Source organism: Methylomonas defluvii (assembly GCF_033949435.1).
GTDB lineage: Bacteria > Pseudomonadota > Gammaproteobacteria > Methylococcales > Methylomonadaceae > Methylomonas > Methylomonas defluvii.
Genome location: NZ_JAXARY010000001.1, coordinates 463,707 through 480,350, shown reverse-complemented (window position 1 = coordinate 480,350; position 16,644 = coordinate 463,707). Strand labels below are relative to the sequence as shown.

General features: G+C 53.4%; 15 protein-coding genes. 12 read left to right on the top strand and 3 right to left on the bottom strand.

Going from position 1 to position 16,644, the window contains the following annotated elements:
• Complete coding sequence (locus QLH52_RS02165) at positions 1-1,455, bottom strand: circularly permuted type 2 ATP-grasp protein (protein ID WP_319960406.1); 1,455 nt, start codon at positions 1,453-1,455, stop codon at positions 1-3.
• A gap of 457 nt (positions 1,456-1,912) precedes the next feature.
• On the opposite strand from QLH52_RS02165, the gene QLH52_RS02160 reads away from it, so the two are divergent.
• The 7 genes from QLH52_RS02160 to QLH52_RS02130 all read left to right on the top strand — a co-directional run bounded on the left by QLH52_RS02160 (position 1,913) and on the right by QLH52_RS02130 (position 12,253).
• The gene (locus tag QLH52_RS02160; protein WP_319960405.1) at positions 1,913-4,444 is read left to right on the top strand and encodes a circularly permuted type 2 ATP-grasp protein; all 2,532 of its coding nucleotides are present in this window, start codon (positions 1,913-1,915) and stop codon (positions 4,442-4,444) included.
• 10 nt (positions 4,445-4,454) lie between these two features.
• Positions 4,455-5,336, top strand: a complete 882-nt coding sequence (locus QLH52_RS02155) for a transglutaminase family protein (RefSeq protein ID WP_319960404.1) — start codon at positions 4,455-4,457, stop codon at positions 5,334-5,336.
• A 167-nt stretch (positions 5,337-5,503) separates the two neighbouring features.
• Positions 5,504-9,643 carry an EAL domain-containing protein gene (locus QLH52_RS02150; protein WP_319960403.1) on the top strand — a complete coding sequence of 1,380 codons (4,140 nt, stop codon included), beginning with the start codon at positions 5,504-5,506 and terminating at the stop codon, positions 9,641-9,643.
• Positions 9,644-9,748: 105 nt separating this feature from the next.
• Positions 9,749-10,807 carry a transglycosylase SLT domain-containing protein gene (locus QLH52_RS02145; protein ID WP_319960402.1) on the top strand — a complete coding sequence of 353 codons (1,059 nt, stop codon included), beginning with the start codon at positions 9,749-9,751 and terminating at the stop codon, positions 10,805-10,807.
• A 134-nt stretch (positions 10,808-10,941) separates the two neighbouring features.
• Complete coding sequence (locus QLH52_RS02140) at positions 10,942-11,565, top strand: inorganic pyrophosphatase (protein ID WP_033156087.1); 624 nt, start codon at positions 10,942-10,944, stop codon at positions 11,563-11,565.
• Between the two features lie 138 nt (positions 11,566-11,703).
• Positions 11,704-11,961, top strand: a complete 258-nt coding sequence (locus tag QLH52_RS02135; RefSeq protein ID WP_319960401.1) for a type II toxin-antitoxin system Phd/YefM family antitoxin — start codon at positions 11,704-11,706, stop codon at positions 11,959-11,961.
• Entirely contained in the window at positions 11,945-12,253 is a 309-nt protein-coding gene (locus tag QLH52_RS02130; protein WP_319960400.1) for a type II toxin-antitoxin system VapC family toxin, read from the top strand. The genes QLH52_RS02135 and QLH52_RS02130 overlap by 17 nt, the downstream gene beginning before the upstream one ends.
• A 63-nt stretch (positions 12,254-12,316) precedes the next feature.
• Here QLH52_RS02130 and QLH52_RS02125 read toward each other — a convergent pair whose 3' ends face one another.
• Complete coding sequence (locus tag QLH52_RS02125) at positions 12,317-12,991, bottom strand: metallophosphoesterase family protein (RefSeq protein WP_319960399.1); 675 nt, start codon at positions 12,989-12,991, stop codon at positions 12,317-12,319.
• Between the two features lie 101 nt (positions 12,992-13,092).
• Here QLH52_RS02125 and QLH52_RS02120 point away from each other — a divergent pair, with 101 nt between their 5' ends.
• The 5 genes from QLH52_RS02120 (at position 13,093) to QLH52_RS02100 (ending at position 15,949) form a co-directional block, all read left to right on the top strand.
• Positions 13,093-13,323 carry an antitoxin gene (locus tag QLH52_RS02120; protein ID WP_319960398.1) on the top strand — a complete coding sequence of 77 codons (231 nt, stop codon included), beginning with the start codon at positions 13,093-13,095 and terminating at the stop codon, positions 13,321-13,323.
• Entirely contained in the window at positions 13,323-13,739 is a 417-nt protein-coding gene (vapC, locus tag QLH52_RS02115) for a type II toxin-antitoxin system tRNA(fMet)-specific endonuclease VapC (protein ID WP_319960397.1), read from the top strand. The genes QLH52_RS02120 and vapC overlap by 1 nt, the downstream gene beginning before the upstream one ends.
• 115 nt (positions 13,740-13,854) lie before the next feature.
• On the top strand, positions 13,855-14,556 hold the full coding sequence (locus QLH52_RS02110; protein ID WP_319960396.1) for a hypothetical protein: 702 nt from the start codon (positions 13,855-13,857) through the stop codon (positions 14,554-14,556).
• Between the two features lie 126 nt (positions 14,557-14,682).
• Positions 14,683-15,384, top strand: a complete 702-nt coding sequence (locus QLH52_RS02105; RefSeq protein ID WP_319960395.1) for a HupE/UreJ family protein — start codon at positions 14,683-14,685, stop codon at positions 15,382-15,384.
• Positions 15,385-15,388: 4 nt separating this feature from the next.
• Positions 15,389-15,949, top strand: coding sequence for a hypothetical protein (locus QLH52_RS02100; protein WP_319960394.1), 561 nt, complete (start codon positions 15,389-15,391; stop codon positions 15,947-15,949).
• Between the two features lie 71 nt (positions 15,950-16,020).
• Here the strand turns inward: QLH52_RS02100 and QLH52_RS02095 are convergent, their stop codons facing one another.
• Entirely contained in the window at positions 16,021-16,626 is a 606-nt protein-coding gene (locus tag QLH52_RS02095; protein WP_319960393.1) for a nitrogen fixation protein NifQ, read from the bottom strand.
• Positions 16,627-16,644 lie beyond the last annotated feature (18 nt).

Sequence of the window (16,644 nt, the reverse complement as noted above, 5' to 3'; positions counted from 1 at the left end):
TTATTGCTCCCTGTTGATAATCCAAGTGTCTTTACTGCCGCCACCCTGCGATGAATTCACCACCAGCGAACCGGCCCTGAGCGCCACGCGGGTCAAGCCGCCAGCGGTGACAAAGCTGTTCTCACCTTGCAGGATGAAGGGGCGCAAGTCGATGTGCCTGGGCTCCAGACTATCACCGCACAAGGTCGGGCAGGTTGATAAAGCCAAAGTTGGCTGGGCGATGTAATTACGCGGATTGTTTTTAATCAGCTTATGAAATTGCTTGATTTCCTTTTGGCTGGCGTGCGGGCCGACCAACATGCCATAGCCGCCGGACTCGTTGGCCGGCTTAACTACCAACTCCGGCAAATGCGCCAGCACGTAGGCGCATTGTTCCGGATCGCTACAGAGATAAGTCGGCACGTTCGGCAAAATCGGCTCTTCGTTCAGATAGTAGCGAATCATTTCAGGCACATAGGCATACACCACTTTGTCGTCCGCTACCCCGGCGCCTGGCGCATTAGCCAGCGCCACATTGCCGGCTTTCCAGGCCCGCATCAAGCCCTTCACGCCCAATACCGAATCCTTATGAAAGACTTCAGGGTCGAGAAACAGATCGTCGATGCGCCGATAAATCACATCGACTTTTTCCAAACCCTTGATGGTACGCATATAAACGCAATCGTCGTCCTTGACCAGCAAGTCGCCGCCTTCCACCAATTCCGCACCCATTTGCTGCGCCAGGAACGCATGTTCGAAATAGGCCGAGTTATAGATACCGGGCGTCAAGACGGCAATTTGCGGGGTATCGTCGGCGTCCGGCGCCAACGACGCCAGCATTTCGAACAACTGGGTGGGGTAATCGTCGACCGGTAAGATATTCAGATTTTCCAATAACTCCGGAAAGATCCGTTTGGTAATTACCCGATTTTCGATCATGTACGACACGCCGGATGGCACCCGCAAATTGTCTTCCAGTACATACAGCTTGCCGTCGCCAGCCCGCACCAGATCGCTGCCGCAGATATTGGCCCATGTACCGAATTTGGGCTGCATGCCCAAACATTCCTTACGAAAATTGCTGGAACTGTTGATCAAATCAGCAGGCACCAAACCATCCTTGATAATCTGCTGCTGGTTATAAACATCGTTGATAAAGCAATTCAAAGCTTTCAGACGCTGTTTCAGGCCTGCTTCCACGGCTTGCCACTCCTGGAAATCAATCAGCCGCGGGATGATGTCGAACGGCCAAGCCCGGTCGATATTGCCCTCGTCACTATAGACAGTGAAGGTGATGCCCATCTCCATGATGGCCGCCTCCGCCGCCGACAACCGGCCCTTAATTGCATCCATGCCCAAAGATTGTAAGTATTGACTCAAACTGGCGCAGGTATCACGCGGCTTGCCGCCCGCAGCAATCATCTCGTCGTAAGCCTTATCGGCGCTGTAATCCGCCCAAATTGTCGAAGTAACCATGCTGTATGCATCCGTGATATTTGCTTTTATGGTGCAAGTCCGCGCGAAATTGGTGCAAAAACGACCGCACCATTTCAACGCAAACCGGTTCTAATGATTTACCCGATATAAAGCAATAGCAATGCCAAGTTGCGCGCCTACGGCTATCACTTGCTCGGCCGTGACCGACTTATCGTGCCTTAGCACTGGCAAATACCCTTTAGTTCAGAAGCTTGAAGCCAAGCCAATGCTTTATATTGGACGACTCTAGGCAGAGCCACCGAATCCAAAAGATCTATGCCGCACTCCGCTCTTTCTGATCGTAACGGCATGCTTTTTGCGAGTTTCTTAGACTACGCATTATCCAAAGTCTCGTCAGAATCGGCATCTGCACTAAAAAACCAGCTTAGAAAACATAAAAAAACGAGATTAGCTTTGATCAATTGCGCTATACCCGGTAAACCGGCAAACTAAACCTATGAAAACCTTAAGCACACCAGAAGCTTTCGCGCCGGGATACCGCCTCGATAAGGGGGCCCACGACGAAATGCTGGACGAGACGGGCCGGGTTAGACCGCATTGGGCCCACCTGATGCAGGCGTTGCAACAGCTTGGCCCCCGCGAAGTCGGCGAACGCCACCAGGAAGCGCTAAGACTGCTGCGCGAAAACGGCGTCACCTACAACGTTTATGACGACCCGGACGGTATTAACCGCCCTTGGCAACTCGACCCGATACCGCTATTGCTTTCCGGCGACGAGTGGTTCGACATTGAGGCCGGACTGCTGCAACGCGCCGAACTGTTGAATCTGATTTTGGCCGACCTGTACGGCCCGCGCCAGCTGATCAAGAAAAACCTGCTGCCGCTGGAACTCATCTACAACCATGGTGGCTTTCTGCGCGTTTGTGATCAAGTAAGCTTGCCCGGCCAGCATCAATTGGTATTGTGCGCCGCCGACCTGGCCCGCGGCCCGGACAAAAAAATGTGGGTACTCGGTGATCGTACGCAAGCGCCATCCGGCGCCGGTTATGCGTTGGAAAACCGCTTGGCCATGTCACGGGTGTTGCCCAGCTTGTTCCGCGACACTCATGTCCATCGTTTGGCGCGTTTCTTTCAATCCCTGCGCGCTGGCCTGAATGCCGTCGCCCCCGGCGACGCCGACACCCCGCGTGTAGTGGTCCTGACCCCCGGCCCACTGAACGAAACCTTCTTCGAACACGCCTATTTGGCCTCCTATCTGGGTTACCCCCTGGTACAGGGCGACGACCTGACGATTCGCGACGGCTATGTCTGGCTGAAATCGCTGGTCGGCTTGCAGCGGGTGGATGTGATCTTGCGTCGAGTGGACGACAATTACTGCGACCCTCTGGAACTGCGCGAAGACTCGCGGCTAGGCGTCCCCGGCCTGTTGGAAGTGGTCAGGCGCGGCAATGTGGCGATTGCCAACCCGCTAGGTAGCGGCATATTGGAAAATCCCGGCATCATGCCGTTCCTGCCGGGCATCGCCAAATACTTCCTGGGTCAAACCCTAAAGCTAAATTCGATCGCCACCTGGTGGTGCGGCCAAGCCCGCGAGTTAAATTACGTCCTCGCCAATCTGGAACGCCTGGTCATCAAACCGATCTACCGCAAACCCGGCGAACGTTCGGTGTTCGGCCATCAGCTCAGCCGTGCACAACTCGCTGATTGGCGCGCGCGCATCAAGGCCCGCCCGGCGCTTTACGTCGGCCAGGAATACGAGAGCTTTTCCACCGTGCCGGCGCTGGTGGCGGGTGGCTACGAACCGCGCCAAACCGTGCTGCGCTGCTTCATGGTGGCGCGGGCGGACGGTTATACACTGATGCCTGGCGGTTTGAGTCGCAGCGCACCGCAATATGGCAACATGATGATCAGCAACCAAACCGGCGGCATCAGTAAAGATACCTGGGTGGTTGCCACGGAACCACAGCATCCGGCCATTCCGGCTAAGCGCAGCAGCAGTCTGGCCGGCCACGGCAATGCCTTGCCCAGCCGCGCCGCAGACAATATTTTCTGGGTGGGCCGCAACGCGGAACGCGCGGAAGGCGGCGTACGCTTGTTACGCGCCACGATCAAAAAACTGTTCAGCAACCCTGACCGCGATAGCCCGGACTATCAGCTCAGCCTGGAAACCCTGCTGCGCTGCGTCACCAGCATGACCGGCACCTACCCCGGTTTTTTTGCCGAGGATAACGAAAGTTTGTTGCAGTCGCCGGAAGCCGAATTACTGGCAGTGGTCGCCGACGAAAGCCGGGCAGGCAGCTTGGCCAACACGGTAAACAGGATGACCCAATCCGGTTATGCGGTACGCGATTTATGGTCGTCGGATACCTGGCGGGTCATTGACGAAATCGAGGAACAGGTTTCCGAAGCGCGCCGCCTGGGCAAAGTCGGTTTGTGGTCGATGCAGGAGCAAATGGATCAGCTGATCACCACGCTCTCCGCATTCAGCGGCCTGGTGATGGAGAGCATGACGCGCGGCAACGGCTGGCTGTTTCTGGACATCGGCCGGCGCCTGGAGCGCGGCTTGCAGTTGGTATCGGTATTGAGAACCGCGTTTGCGATGCCGCAAAGCGAAGCGGCGGAAACCCGCTTGCTGGAATCCCTGCTGGATACCAGCGACAACCTGATTTGCTACCGCCAACATTATCGTAGCAACCTGGAGTTAGCCTCGTTTTTGGAACTGCTGCTGATGGACCCCAACAATCCCCGCTCACTAGCTTATCAAATCGCCCGTTTGCAGGAGCATGTCGGCAAACTGCCGCGCGAACCCAGTACCCGCCGGATTAGCGCCGAAGAGCGCTTGCTATTAGAGGCTAGTTGTCTGCTGAATATCGCCAATATCGACGACTTATTGAGCGTCTCGGAATCCGGGATTCGCGAAGCGCTGGACCAACAGCTCAGCAAGATTTACGCCCTATTGGCCGCGTTGTCCGATACTTTGACCGCCAATTATTTCCGCCACGGGGACGCGCCGCAATCGCTGTCCTAAGGGAGTCACCATGCGTTATCGGGTTACCCATACCACTACCTACCGCTACCAACAACCGGTGGGATTGTCTTACAACGAAGTGCGGATGCAGCCGCGCCCCTGCCCGAATCAGCAACTGCTCAGCTCGCAGCTGAAAATTACCCCCTTGCCCTGCGACTATCGGACCCGTACCGATTTTTTCGGCAATCAAGTGGCCTGGTTTTCGATTAGGGAGCCGCATCGGGAGTTTGTGGTCACCGCCAGCAGCGAAGTACAGATTTTTCCGCAACCGGTGCAGTTGGATTTCAGCCACGGCATGAGCTGGGAACTGGTCAAGGAAGCGCTCTGGAACGACAGAAGCGAACCACTACTGGAGGCACGGCAATTTGCCTTGGATTCGCCGTTCATCGCCGCCGACGCCGAGCTGGCCGCTTACGCGCAAACCTCATTCACACCCGGCAAGGCACTGATTGAAGCGATACACGATCTGATGCAACGCATTCACCGCGATTTTACCTTCGACCCGGAATTCACCAACCTGGCCACCCCGCTGACCACCGTACTGGAACATCGGCGCGGCGTCTGCCAGGATTTCGCCCATTTGGCCATAGGTTGCATACGCTCGCAAGGCCTGGCGGCCCGCTACGTCAGCGGTTATATCGAAACCCTGCCGCCGCCCGGCAAGAAAAAACTGGTGGGCGCCGACGCTTCGCACGCCTGGTTCTCGGTGTATTTACCGGATCTGGGCTGGATGGACTTTGACCCTACCAACAACCAATTGCCGGGGGACAGGCACATCATCGTCGCCTGGGGTCGGGACTATAGCGATGTTACGCCATTGAAAGGGGTGATTTTCGGCGGCCAGAACCACGAATTGAAAGTGGCGGTGGAAGTGGAAAACCTGGGCGCGTAACCCTAAGCGGATACCGAAGAAAATCACCCGCATAAAACCACGTTTCATCCGTTAGGAATGCCCGAAAATCCCCGTACTTAGCCCGTGACAAAACCTTGCATTTCGTGAGATAAACCAAGATATTGGGCTTGTCCCTTCACCTGCTTTCAATACATCAAGGTAATCTCTTGCGCCGTTTTTCGACCTTTTCCACCGCAGCACTAGTCCACGTTTTCGGCTTGGCTGTCGCCTACGCGCTGGTTGCCAAACTGGTGTTGATGTTTTTCGCCGCCAATCACGTAATATCCGTCATCTGGCCGCCTAGCGGCATCGCACTGGCAGCCTTGCTGCTCGGCGGTAAAAAACTCTGGCCCGGCGTGTTCCTGGGCGCATTACTTGGCAATTTGTGGGCAGGCAACCCGCTGGAGCAAGCCTTGCCTATCGCTTGCGGCAATACCGTGGAAGCACTTGTCGGCTGCTATCTGCTGGGCGAGATTCGCAAACTGCAACAGCCGCAAGACTACTTACGCATCCTGTTTGCCGGCGCCTTGGCTTCGGTCGTTGCGGCCATAGCGGGTTCCTTAATTCTGTTACATTTCAACGCCATAACGGCGCAGCAATGGCCGATCAGTCTAGCGCATTGGTGGATGGGCGACGTCTTGGGTATTGCGATTGTCACGCCGCTTATTTTGGTCTGGCGGCAGCCGCCAAGTTTTGACTGGAACCCATATCAAGTTTGGCGCGCGTTACTTTATGTCACAACGGCGTTTCTGGCGGGACAAATGATTTTCCTGGAGTGGCCGTGGCATCTTGACCACTACGACAAAGCATTTTATATGTTCGCTTTTCTGGTTTACGGCGCACTCTACTTTGGCTTGCATGGCACCTTGTTACTAATCAGCATGGTCATGCTGCAAAGCATATTCGGTGCAATTTTTCAGGTAGGCTTTTTTGCAGCCGACAGCAGTGAGACCGGCCTATTGCTGCAATGGTCGTTTTTGCTGGTGCTGTCCAGCGTCGGCATTTCCCTGGCGCTGGCTATCGAGCGCTACCAGCGCTCGGAACAATTCAGCAAAGCCCTAGGCGATTTCAACAAACACATTCTGCGTTCAGTTCAGGAAGGCGTGATTGTTTACGATCTGCAGGGCCGTATCGAACTCTGGAACCGTTATATGGAAACCCTGACGGGATGGCCGCAAGCCGCTTGCCTGGGAAAATACCCTGTTGAAATATTTCCCTGGCTGGCGCAAACGCCAATTCCTGACGGCATTCAAAAGGCGTTGCAAGGCGAAACGGTCTATCAAACCCCGTTTACCGCAGGCGACGGCCGCTGGATCAGTTCGATGCAAATGCCCATACGCGACGACCAGGAGCGGATTGTCGGCGTTATCGAACTGGTCAAAGACGAATCCTTAAACGTCGAGTTCGGCAAATCCCTGTCGGTCAGCGAATTGCGGTTTCAAAGCATCCTGGACAATACCCCCACGGTGATTTACAGCAAAGATCTGCAAGGCCAATACCTGCTGATCAACCGCCAATTTGAAAAACTGTTCGCGGTTGACAATAAGACTGTCAGAGGCAAACGGGATATCGACTTATTTCCGGGCGACGACACCGAACTCCTGTGGAAAAACGATTTAGAGGTCGCTAATAGCGGCCAGGCACAGATTTTTGAAGAAAAGATCACCCATCATGACGGTAATATTCATACGTATTTGTCGCATAAGTTTCCGCTACGTAATGGGCAAGGCGAAATCTACGCGGTATGCGGCATTTCCACGGACATCAGCGAGCGCAAGCTATCGGAAAAATTATTGCAGGAAAGCGAATTGCGCTGGAAATTTGCGCTGGAAAGTGGCGGTGACGGCGTCTGGGATTGGGATTTGACCAACGGTAAAGTGTTTCTGTCGCCACGCTGCATGGAGATTCTGAATTTCAGCGAACAAGACAGAGACAACGATTACCGGAATTGGGAAGCCACGATACACCCGGAAGACAGCGCCCGGATGATGGCCGACTTGCAAACGCATCTGGAAAATCGCAGCTCACGCTTCAGCAACGAACACCGGGTAAAGCACGGCGATAACCAATGGCGCTGGATTTTAACGCGCGGTCTGGTGATCAGCCGCGATGCCCAGGGCAAGGCTTTGCGGATGATCGGCACCCAAACCGACATTACCGAACGCAAACAGCTGCAATGGCTGCAATTGTCCAAGATTGTCGATGGTTCGCCGGAAGCCACGTTTTTAGTTGGCGAAAACGGCCTCATCAAACTCGCCAACCCGCCCGCCGCGAAAGCATTTATCTACACGCTGGATGAGTTGATAGGTCTGAGTGTCGAAGCGCTGGTACCGGAACGGGCCCGCGCCAAACACCCGGAACAGCGCGCGCGATTTTTACAAGAGAATAAAGCCCGGCCTATGAGCGCCAGCCGCTCCCTAACCGCAATACGCGGCGACGGCACGGAATTTCCGGTCGAAATCAGTTTGACACCTATCGATATAGACAACCGGCGTTACATACTCGTATCCGTTTTGGACATCAGTGAACGGAAGCGGCTAGAACATGAAATGCAGTTGATGGCGATGATTTACCAAGCCATCGGCGAAGCGGTGATGGTCGCGGACACCGACAACCGCATCATCGCGATTAACGAAGCGTTTACCCGCCTGACCGGCTATACCGCGGAAGACGCGATAGGGAAGTCCACAGACATTCTAAAATCGGGCCGCCACGATCCGGATTTTTATCAAACCATGTGGCACTCGCTGTTACAAACCGGCCACTGGCAAGGCGAAATTTGGAATAAACGCAAAAACGGCGATATTTACCAAGAATGGCTAGTGATCAACACCATCTACGGCGAACACGGCGAAGTAGAGCGCCGGGTGGCGATGTTCTCGGAAATTACCGAGCAAAAACATGTCGAACAAACCATCTGGCGCCAAGCCAATTTCGACCCGCTTACCGATTTGGCCAACCGGCGCATGTTCCAGGATCGATTGAACCAGGAAATCAAAAAAGCCCAGCGCGACAAAAACAGTCTGGCGGTCATGCTGCTGGATCTGGACCGTTTCAAGGAAATTAACGACACCCTGGGCCACGGCATGGGCGACGTTTTGCTAAAAGAAACCGCCCGGCGCATTTTGGCTTGCGTACGCAATGTGGATACGGTGGCTCGGCTCGGTGGCGACGAGTTCACTATCATCCTGGGCGAGTTGGACTCGGAAACCAATATAGACCGGGTCGCGCAAGCCATCCTGCACCAGCTTGCCGAACCATTTCGCTTGGGCGATGAATTAGCTTACATTTCGGTCAGCATCGGCATCACCTTCTATCCGCAAGACGCACAGGAAGCCGAACAATTAATCAAAAACGCCGATCAGGCCATGTATTCCGCCAAGCAACAAGGCCGCAACCGCTACAATTTCTTCACCAGCGAGATGGAGCAAACCGCGCAAAACCGGATGCGTCTGACCAGCGACCTGCGCCAAGCGCTGACCAATCAAGAGTTTTGCCTGTTCTATCAACCGATAATCGAACTGAGCAGCCGCAAAATGCATAAAGCCGAAGCACTGATCCGCTGGCAACATCCCACGCGCGGCATGATCAGCCCGGCGGAATTTATTCCGTTGGCGGAAGAGACCGGCCTGATAGTGGAGATTGGCGACTGGGTATTTCGGATGGCGGCAAAACAGGTTGCCGAATGGCGTGCCCAATTTCTCCCGGATTTGCAACTGGGTATTAACAAATCGCCGGTGCAATTTACCCGCAGCAATCTGGGCGACAGCAAATGGATAGACTATTTGCATGAGCTGGGCTTATCCGGCCAATGTGTCGTCATCGAAATTACTGAAAGCCTATTGCTGGATGTCGACAATATTGTCCGCGACCATTTATTTGCTTACCGAGATGCCGGCATCCAGGTGGCTATTGACGATTTCGGCACCGGCTATTCGTCACTGTCTTATCTAAAAAAATTCGACATCGATTATCTGAAGATAGACCAGAGTTTCGTACGCAATCTGGAAGCCGATTCCAGCGACCTGGCGCTGTGCGAAGCGATTATTGTGATGGCGCATAAACTGGGCTTGAAAGTGATAGCCGAAGGCATCGAAACCGCGCAGCAACTGGAGTTGCTGACTGCCGCCGGCTGCGACTACGGCCAAGGCTATCTGTTTTCCAAACCACTGCCTGCTGCTGAGTTTGTGCGGCTGTTCGATACGAAAAATCAGCAGCCGGCGTCCGCCTCAAGGGCAACAACACCGGCAAAACCAGCCGGACGCGGCGATTCCAGTATTTCTAAATTGTTCGGTTCGGACAAATAAACGGCAGGCGGCGATGCACACACGTTTTCAGAATGAACGCTTTCGGCAATCTGCGGCCGAAAGCCTCATACTTTTATCAGAATACCTATTTGAAACGGAGCTTTTATGCTGATCCACAAACTGTCTTTTCCGATTATTTTACTGAGCGCCGCTGCGCTAATTCAGCAACCGGCATGCGCTCAAGACGCCCCCAGCCCACAGCAAGCGCTACAGAACTTCGGCATCAGCGCCGCGCAAATCCCGCCATTGGAACGCGGCGAAATCGTCGGTTACGACGTCAGCGAAACCAGCCAAAAAGAACTCGCGATTGGCGTAGCGATGATCATACCGGTAGGCTTGCCACAACTGGCCGACTACATCAAAAAGGGCAAACTCAATGCCGGCGAGAGCGACATCGTCGCCACCGGCATGCTGGGCGATAACGCCAGCGTCGATAGTTTTAAGAAGTTTGCTTTTACCGAAAAGCAACTGGACGAAGCCAAGGCCTTTCTGGAAGCGGAACCGGGTGACGAATTCAACCTGTCCAAAGCCGAACTGGACAGCTTGAAAAGCCTGCAAGCCGGGCTGGAAGATGCCGACAACAAAACCTTGCTGAAAACCGCCAATCAAAAATACCGCGAATTTTTACTGCAACGCCTGCAAGCCTATAAAAAAAGCGGCTTGGCCGGGATTGCCCCTTACAGCCGAGATGGCGGCACAGCCGACCCGGCCGCGGAACTGCGCAACGACGCCGTGAACAGCAAAGCCTGGGCGCGTTACTTTCCGGAATTGCAACAAGCCTGGTTAAACTACCCTGCCGCGTTGCCGGCCAATACCAGCGAACAATTTTTATGGTTGAATCGGCGCGTGGAAGACCGTCCCACCGCCGTGCTTAATCACCGGGTAATCGCCATCGGCGAAGGCGGCGGCCTTATAGTTTCCCGGCAGTTTTACGTCGGCCACTCCTACAACTCCAGCCACGTGGTCGCCGGCGGCCTACCTTATAAAGACGGCACGCTGGTGTTTTATTCCATCCGCAGCTCCACCGATCAAGTTGCGGGCATGGGCAGTAGCCTGAAGCACTCGATAGGCCGCGAACAGATGAAAAAAGAAATGATCAAGCGCCTGCAACGGCTGAATAAAGACATGAAACTCAAACCGGCGACAGTGGCCAGCGAAGAGTAATGTCGATAACCACATGCAACGGCGTGTAGCGCAAGCCCAATCAGATACTAGTATTAAGCTTGATTGTCTTGCGGATTGCCCCCATCCTGGTAAATATCCCTATAACCTTATTCCCCAAAGCTACTGAATCTTAGATGAATATAAAACACAAAGCCCACCCCTGGCATGGTATCTCGCCCGGCGACAACACCCCGGACATCGTCACCGCCTTCATAGAAATCGTACCGTCCGACACGGTGAAATACGAAATCGACAAAGACAGCGGCTATTTGAAAATCGACCGGCCGCAAAAATTCTCCAACATGATCCCTACTCTTTACGGCTTTATTCCGCGCAGTTATTGCGCAGAAAAAATCGCCGAATACGCTGCCGCGCGATCCGGCAAACCGGTCAGCAAGGGCGACGGCGACCCATTGGATATTTGTGTATTAAGCGAACGTAGCGTGACTCACGGCGACATCCTGTTACAAGCCATTCCCATCGGCGGCTTCCGTTTACTGGACGGTGGCGAGGCCGACGACAAGATCATCGCAGTGATGAAAGGCGACGAATTCTACCGGCAATGGCGCGACGTCTCCGACTGCCCGGAATCGTACATCAATCGCTTGAAGCATTACTTCCTGACCTACAAACATTTACCCAGCGAAAAAAGTGTCTGCGAAATTACCCATGTCTACGGCCGCGAAGAAGCACATGAAGTCATCAAACGCGCAATCGCGGATTACCAATATCATTTTGGCTGCCAGGACGACGAGTAGGTTTGTTTGGGAATGGATGCGCTGAGTTGTTTGCAGCGCATCCTGGCTGATTAATACATTTTCCAGGCTCCTCTAACGACAAGCAACACAGACTCATCACAGGCTAAACTAAGTTAACTTGGTTTACTGGAGCTCATCGTGCAAACCGTCAACATCCACGAAGCAAAAACTCACTTATCTCGATTGGTTGAACAAGCCGCCAAAGGCGAACCGTTCGTGATTGCCAAGGCGGGTAAACAGCTCGTCAAGGTTTCCGCGCTGGACAGCCCAACGGGCGATCAAATGCGACGTTTGGGGTTCCTGAGCGGATATATCAAAGTGCCTGACGATTTCGACAGAATGGGCAGTGAAGAGATTGGACAGTTATTCGGCGCGGACGATGAAACTACTGCTTGATACCCATCTGCTGCTTTGGGCGGCTGGCTCGCCAGATTTGCTCCCTGAACAAGCTCGCCGAATGCTGGAAGATATGCAAAACCAGCTATTTTTCAGCGCCGCCAGCCTCTGGGAAATCGCCATCAAACGCGGCATCGGCCGTGACGATTTTCAAGTAGACGCAAGAGTGCTGTGGCGCGGTTTGCTGGACAACGGCTATACCGAAATCCCCATCGGCAGCGATCACGCGGTTTTCATCGAAAGTCTACCACCCATCCACAAAGACCCGTTCGGCCGTATCCTGGCTGCGTAAGCCAACGTAGAAGGCATAACGCTTTTAACTGCCGATGCGCTGGTTGCAAAATTCCGGGGCCGGTCAGGTTAGTTTGATACTCAAAAACTTTATTTTTTTGGCCGGAATATACGGAAGCATTTCTGGACTACCTGCTAATCTCAACGCAATTTTGAATCCGCCCAGGGACCAAGCGGAGTTTAATCCAGCGATACCAACACGAGTATTGTGTATCTCCAAAGCATCAGTCCAAATCAAGTGAGGATTGCCAGGTAAAAGATGTAAAAGGTTATAACTGGTAAGAAAGTTCCGATAATTCAACAGCCTTTCCATAAACCTTTGCCATTGCTTATTTTTTTCATCCCTCATCATCGTAATTACATCGTCGAGTTTGAGATTTGGTTGGCGTATCCATGCTGTTTGATCTGGAGTAATTTCGTTTCGATCTACATCATGATTGCCAGGTACCAAATAAAGACTGCGAATTGGAATTTCTGGAATAAAAGCCTTGCGAATAGCGTCCAGAAAATCACGGACTAGCAGGTATTGGTCGTCCATGCTTTCGCCCGAAACTGCCCCGAAAACCAAATCGCCAGTGAAAAATATAAGGTCTGGACGCAAACCATGTTCTATTTGCATTTGCTTCAAATCACAGACAAGTGCGTCGGTGATTTGTCGTGAATCCCAGCCATCACGTTCGCGGCCATGGAAATCGGAAAGGTGCAGCCGGTCAGTTTGCGAGACATTTTGATCCGTCAAAGAAGTTAGCCGTGAGCTCAGCCAAACTCATCCAGGTCATTTACACCAACCGGAAAACGTATATACTTCACGTAACTACATTTTACATATGGAGTGCCCCTATGACCTATGCCCGTATTTTCCAATCCGGCAATAGCCAGGCAGTGCGGCTACCCAAGGAATTTCGCTTCAATACTGACCGAGTGGAAATTTTCCGCCGGGGCGATGAAATCGTATTGCGGGAAACGCCCGCCAACGCCGCTCTAATATTCGACGCCTTAGCCGCATTGCCCGACGACTTTATGAGCGATGGTCGCGAAGATGCGCCGCCCCAGGATCGTGAGGCGCTTTGATGAGCGCTCACTATCTGCTCGATACCAATATCTGCATTTATATTGCCAAATACAGTCCGCCCGCGGTGCGCGAGCGTTTTGCTCGCCATGCAGCCGATGAATTGGCAATGTCTGTAATAACCTTGGGCGAGTTGCGTTTCGGCGCGGAGAAAAGTCAGGCCAGGGAAAGGGCGTTAGCCGGCATTAACGAACTTACCGGTTTGATTCCGGTGTATGGCTTGCCGGAAGCAGCTGGCGAGCATTACGGACAGATACGTGCGGCGCTGCAAAAGATCGGGCAGCCCATCGGCAATAACGATTTATGGTTGGCGGCTCACGCCAGAGCGGAAGGCTGGATTTTGGTCACCAACAACGAACGAGAATTTGTGCGAGTACCGGGGTTGCAAGTAGACAACTGGGTAAACTCATCAGGCTGAACACCTAAGCAAGCGCCTCAGGCAGTGGCTTAGTCTGGGCTCCAAACATCATCCTGCGTCTATTGACTAATTTTCGTTCATCCTATTCAACTTATATGAGCTCAGGACAATCCGAATGAAACATTTATCAATAGCAATAATTTTGTTGGCTACTTTCGCCGCCTGCACAACAAGCTCTCGATATACCCAGCCATTAGCCGCAGTCGACCCGGCGCCAACGCCAAAATCCCTATCAACCGCCTCGCTCTACCCGCCAGCAGCGGCTGAAAAAACCGGTCCCGTGAATGTTTATCTGATTCCGTTGAATGATTTCTCGGAAGATGTTGCAGCGCAAATCGGCAGGGATTTGAGTAAGGAGCTCGGCCTGTGTGTTAAAGGCACGGTGGCGATGGGCCCACAAGGCCTGATGCCGATGCCGGGCAGTCAACAATTCGCAGCGGAAGACATCTTCGAGCAAGCGAAAACCGTGATACAGCGTTTGCCTGAAGCGGACAGCAACACCTATTTCATATTTCTGACCAACCGCGACATCAACAGCCGCGCCCGGAATTTTCGTTTCCAGTTTTCCTTCCACGACAAGGTCTGCCGCTGTTCGGTGGTTTCGGCTGCGCGCATGCATCCGGAACCCGAAAATTCGCCTGGTAGCCGCCAGCATCTCGAATCGCGCTTCGTGAAAATGACCAAACGTGCCATCGGTCAAATGGTTTTGGGTTGGGAACGCTCCAGCGATATCAACGATCTAATGTATTCGCCTATTATGAGCTTGGACGACATCGATCACTTGGGCAATCGGCATCCGGCCATACCCAAGAAGTAACCGTATCGGAAGTTAATCTTAGAGGCCGCCCCTTTCCACGAGCGGCTTAATCGGGGTATTCTGCCGCCTTCGCGCTGGTATGTATCAGCGCGGAATCATTGCCACATTAAACCCAACCCTTTAAACATGTTTTCCGCAATATCACGCAATGCCTGTGTTATCGGCTGTTTATCGTTATTGACGCTGCTCAGCCCCGCCGTCTACGCCCACGGCGTCGATGCCAATACCGAACGGTTTTTGCTGGCCAACCAAGGCGTTGCCATCGGGCCGTTTTTGTACATCGGCGCCAAGCACATGGTCACCGGCTACGATCATTTGTTGTTTTTGGTGGGGGTGATTTTCTTTTTATTCCGCACTTGCGACGTGCTGGTCTATGTCAGCCTGTTTACCTTGGGACATAGCTTGACGCTGCTGTTCGGCGTGTTAAGCAGCATCTCGGTCAATCCGTTTCTCATCGACGCCATTATCGGCTTGTCGATTGTGTATAAAGGCTTCGACAACCTGGGCGGTTTTCAACGCCTATTGGGGTTTCAGCCCAATACCAAATGGGCAGTGATGATTTTTGGCCTGTTTCACGGCTTTGGCCTGGCGACCAAATTGCAGGATTTTTCACTACCCGCAGCCGGGCTCTGGAAAAACTTGTTGGCGTTTAATGTGGGCGTGGAAATCGGCCAATTTCTGGCCCTGCTGTTTATCTTGATCGCGCTGGACTTTTGGCGCCGCCACCGCAGTTATTACACCTTTTCCACGGCCACCAACACCCTGTTAATGTCCGGAGGCTTGATTCTGTTCGGCTACCAAATCACGGGCTACATCATCCATGGATAACTCGATGCAAGACCGCAATCCGCCAGTCCAATCAACTAAATCGCTGACCATCGCCAGCCTGTCGGCAACGCTATTGGCGGGCGTTGTGCTGATCACTGCGGTGTTGCCCGCTGAATACGGCATAGATCCGACCGGGTTTGGGCAAATGACCGGTTTAACTAGCTTGGCGTCGCCAAGTGAAACAGGCAGCGCTTGCTCGGAGCCGGTGCAGGCGGTGAGCGCCGCGCAACCGGCAGCGCCCTCGCAATGGCAGGATACGGTAAAAATCGTGGTGCCGGCTGGCGAAGGACTGGAATACAAATTTCATCTCGCCAAAGGCGCAAACCTGGAATATTCGTGGTCCACTAACGGCGCGGCGCTATATTTTGATTTTCACGGCGAGCCGCAAGGCGATAAAACCGGCTATTTCAAAAGTTACAAAGAAACGACCGATAGCCAATCCAGCGGCTCGTTAAGCGCGCCCTTTGAAGGCTCGCACGGCTGGTATTGGGAAAACAAATCCAACGCGCCGGTTACTGTGGTTTTAAATACGAAAGGGGCTTATCGGATTTTGGGCTTGATGTGATCTAAAATCATCGGCTCAAGGAAACCAAGCTGACTGACATCAAAACGGGGGATGCCAACAAACGAAAACGTTTAGTCTTCCGGCCCAAAGCACTGCTGGTAATCCTTACAAACCTCGCAGGACGGCGCCCGGCAAACGTATAAGCCTTCCGCTTCGCAGAGTTGTTTGTACAAAAACTTTTTCCATTTCATGTCTTTGCTGTTGCGCACCAGCAATTCCGGAAAGTTGTAGCCCAGCATGGCCGACAAATCGCTGCGCGACCATAAGCCCAAATCCTGCCACAAATGATCGCTACCCAAACAGGCGGCGACGATCAGCGCGATCAGCCATTCGGTTTCCGCGCCGGGATTGGCGGCGAATTGCGCAAGCAGGACTTCCAAATCCTGTTTTTCCAACATGCGGCTGTAATCCAGACTGCTACCGGAAAAAGCTTTCGGCGCCAAGGAATAGCCGGGAAAGTAGCGGTCTAACAACCGCTGAAATTGTTCTGGATTCAAGCCCAAGCTATCGGGAAGCACGCCGTCGCCGACACACCAACTGGCGATAATTTGCGCCAACCAGACGCTGTTGGGCGACTGGTCGGCACAGGCCAGTAGATCCTCATAAATGTGTTGCCGCGACTTCATAACCAAGGGCTCTACCCTATCATTCGATGCCATGCTAAGTGTGCAACTCATACTCGATTCTCCGGCCTT